The 3,240-nt window shown below is 73.2% G+C and carries 3 protein-coding genes and 1 pseudogene; 2 read left to right on the forward strand and 2 right to left on the reverse strand.

The features are described from left to right. Nucleotides 1-336, reverse strand: a pseudogene (locus N4P33_RS34050) (hypothetical protein); the annotation flags it as partial. Between the two features lie 103 nt (nt 337-439). Between N4P33_RS34050 and N4P33_RS34055 the strand changes: the two are divergent. Continuing rightward, complete coding sequence (locus N4P33_RS34055) at nt 440-1,855, forward strand: FAD-binding oxidoreductase (protein ID WP_260830791.1); 1,416 nt, start codon at nt 440-442, stop codon at nt 1,853-1,855. Between the two features lie 13 nt (nt 1,856-1,868). Here the strand turns inward: N4P33_RS34055 and N4P33_RS34060 are convergent, their stop codons facing one another. Further along, nucleotides 1,869-2,279, reverse strand: coding sequence for an SsgA family sporulation/cell division regulator (locus tag N4P33_RS34060; protein ID WP_260830792.1), 411 nt, complete (start codon nt 2,277-2,279; stop codon nt 1,869-1,871). A 254-nt stretch (nt 2,280-2,533) separates the two neighbouring features. On the opposite strand from N4P33_RS34060, the gene N4P33_RS34065 reads away from it, so the two are divergent. Continuing rightward, on the forward strand, nt 2,534-3,240 hold a 707-nt coding region (locus tag N4P33_RS34065; RefSeq protein ID WP_260830793.1), incomplete at its 3' end, for a DUF2510 domain-containing protein.

Consider the following 3,240-nt stretch of genomic DNA (forward strand, 5'->3'; position numbering starts at 1 on the left):
TTCGCCGGCCGGTGTGTCGGCATGGCCGTGGGCCGGTGTGTGGGCGGGTCGGTCGGCCGCTTTGCCGGCCTGCCCGCGTGTCGCTTCGCTGGCGGGTTCGCCGGTCGGTGTGTCGGCATGGCCGTGGGCCGGTGTGTGGGCGGGTCGGTCGGCCGCTTCGCCGGCCTGCCCGCCTGCCGCTTCGCTGGCGGGTTCGTCGGCCGGTGTGTCGACCTGCCCGCCGGCCGATTCGCCGGCCGGTCCGTCGGCCGGTTCGCCGGACCGTCCGTCGGCGGGCGTGGCCGGCCGCTCGGCGGCCGGCGGGGTGGAGCGCTTGTCGTCTGGCTTGTCCTCCATGGCGGACACTGTGCGGCACACCCCGCGCTCGTACGACGATCACACCCCGTGTGCTGCGCCTGCCGTACACGGGGTTCACACCGATGGCCGTCGGTGCGAGGCTGTGATCATGAGCCGTATCGAAGCGCGACGCGATGAAGACACGGTGGCGGCGGGCCCCCTCGTCGACGGGCTGCTTCGCGGCCTGCCCCCCGAGGCCGTCCTCACCGACCCCGACGTCACGGCCTCCTACGCCAACGACATGGCCAGCTTCTGCCCGGCCGGCAGCCCCGCCGTGGTCGTCCTGCCGCGCACGGTCGAACAGGTCCAGCACGTCATGCGCACCGCCACGGAGCTGCGCGTCCCGGTCGTCCCGCAGGGCGCCCGCACCGGCCTGTCCGGCGGCGCCAACGCCACCGACGGCTGCATCGTGCTCTCGCTGACCAAGATGGACCGCATCCTGGAGATCAGCCCCGTCGACCGGATCGCCGTCGTCGAACCCGGCGTCGTCAACGCCGCGCTGTCCCGCGCGGTCGGCGAGCACGGCCTGTACTACCCGCCGGACCCGTCCAGCTGGGAGCAGTGCACCATCGGCGGCAACATCGGCACCGCCTCGGGCGGCCTGTGCTGCGTGAAGTACGGGGTGACCGCCGAGTACGTCCTCGGCCTGGACGTCGTCCTCGCCGACGGCCGCCTGATGTCCACCGGCCGCCGCACCGCCAAGGGCGTCGCCGGATACGACCTGACCCGCCTGTTCGTCGGCTCCGAGGGCTCCCTCGGCATCGTCGTCCGCGCGATCCTCGCCCTCCGTCCCAAGCCGCCCGCCCAGCTGGTGCTGGCCGCCGAGTTCTCCTCCGGCGCCGCCGCCTGCGACGCGGTGTGCCGGATCATGGCGGGCGGGCACGTGCCCTCACTCCTCGAACTCATGGACCGTACGACCGTCAAGGCGGTCAACGACCTCGCCCACATGGGCCTGCCGGACTCCACCGAGGCGCTGCTGCTGGCCGCGTTCGACACCACCGACCCGGCCGCCGACCTCGCCGCCGTGGGCGCGTTGTGCGAGGCGGCGGGAGCCACGCAGGTCGTCCCGGCGGAGGACGCCGCCGAGTCCGAACTGCTGCTCCAGGCCCGGCGGTTGTCGCTGGTCGCGCTGGAGGCAGTCAAGGGCACCACGATGATCGACGACGTGTGCGTGCCGCGCTCCCGGCTCGGCGAACTCATCGACGGCGTCGAGCGGATCTCCGAGAAGTACCGGCTCACCATCGGCGTCGTCGCCCACGCGGGGGACGGCAACACCCACCCGACCGTGTGCTTCGACGCGCAGGACCCCGAGGAGTCCCGGCGGGCCCGGGAGTCCTTCGACGAGATCATGGCGCTCGGGCTGGAGCTCGGCGGCACGATCACCGGCGAACACGGCGTCGGCGTGCTGAAGAAGGAGTGGCTGGCGCGCGAACTCGGCCCGGTGGGGCTGGAGATGCAGCGGGCCGTCAAGCACGTCTTCGACCCGCTGAACATCCTCAACCCCGGCAAGCTGTTCTGAACCTCGCGCCTCCTCACCGCGCCAGCAGCTCGGCCAGCCCGTCGTCCAGCCCGAGCTGCCCGCCCTCACTGCCCGGCGGCACCGCCCGCAGCGTCCGCTCCAGCCAGGCCGACACCTGGGAGGCCGGGGCCTCCAGCAGGGCGTCCCCGTCCGGTGAGGCCAGCGCCATCAGCACGACGCTGCGCCCGTCCGCCTTCGACGGCCACACCCGCACGTCCCCGTGACCGCACGGCCGGAAGACGCCCTCGATCAGCACATCCCGGGCGAACGTCCAGTGCACCGGGACCGGGGAGTTGATGTGGAAGGTGATGTGGACGGCGTAGGGGTCGTCGCTGCGGTAGCCGAGCCGGGCCGGTACCGGGACGCTCCGCTCCGGCGACAGGATGAGCCGTAGTTCCAGTTCGCGTTCCACCACGATGTGCATGGCGTGTGGTCCTCTCCCGTGAAGGTCCCCGTCAGGGGCTGTCGGGAGGAGAGAGCGGGGGGAGGCGGCAGCATTACGCGGGTCAGGGAAACTTTTTCGCGCAGCGCGGACGTACGCTGCCGTGAGCGTCACCGGTGGATATCACATCCGTGCCCCGAAGGGGTGGGTCCGGTGGGACGGGCCGTGGGGGTTGCGCGGGTCTGATAGATGTGGAGCCCCCCGACCCACCCCCGAGCAGATACGGGACGACGGACATGAGCGCCCCAACCCCGGCACCAGGCGACGACAGGCCCCGCGAAGGGTACTACCCGGATCCGTCCATTCCTGGATATGTCCGGTACTGGAACGGTGCCGCCTGGGTACCGGGCACGAGCCGCCCCGCCCCCGCGAACGGCGAGCCGCTCGCACCGCCGGCCGGGACGGCGCCCTCCGTCGAGGAGACGGGGCCGCACTTCTTCGACGAGGACCCGGTCGAGGAGACCGCCCCGGACGCCCAGCACGGCAACCGCCCCGAGCCCGCGACCGCGTGGGGCGCCGACCGCTCCCACCAGTCCGGCTTCGGCGGCGACCAGGACCGCAAGGTCTCCTGGGGCACGGACCCGAGGGTCCCGCACGCATCGCCGCCGCGGCAGAACCCCGAGCCCTCCACGGACACCCCGGAGCCACGGAACGGCGCCGCGGGCACCTTCGTCTTCCGCAAGCCCACCCCCGAACCCTCGAACGCAACCGCCGACGAAGACGAGGGCACGATCACGTTCCGCGCGGTGAAGCCCCGTCCGAGCGGCGCCCCCGGGACCTCGGGTACGGCGCCTTCCGGCGACCTGCGTGGTGCGGGCGCGTCGGCCCCGGGTGCGTCTGACGCGGGATCGGCGGGACCCACGGGACAGCCGGGGGCTGCCGCAGCGGCATCCGGCGTTGCCGCACCTGGTGCCGCAGGCCAGGGGCCCGTCGGTGCGGGAGG

This window comes from Streptomyces sp. 15-116A (assembly GCF_025290915.1).
GTDB lineage: Bacteria > Actinomycetota > Actinomycetes > Streptomycetales > Streptomycetaceae > Streptomyces.

Bases quoted from the DNA above. Each gene is read 5' to 3' on its own strand.
- N4P33_RS34060 (WP_260830792.1), bottom strand. From the start codon at position 2,279: ATGCACATCGTGGTGGAACGCGAACTGGAACTACGGCTCATCCTGTCG.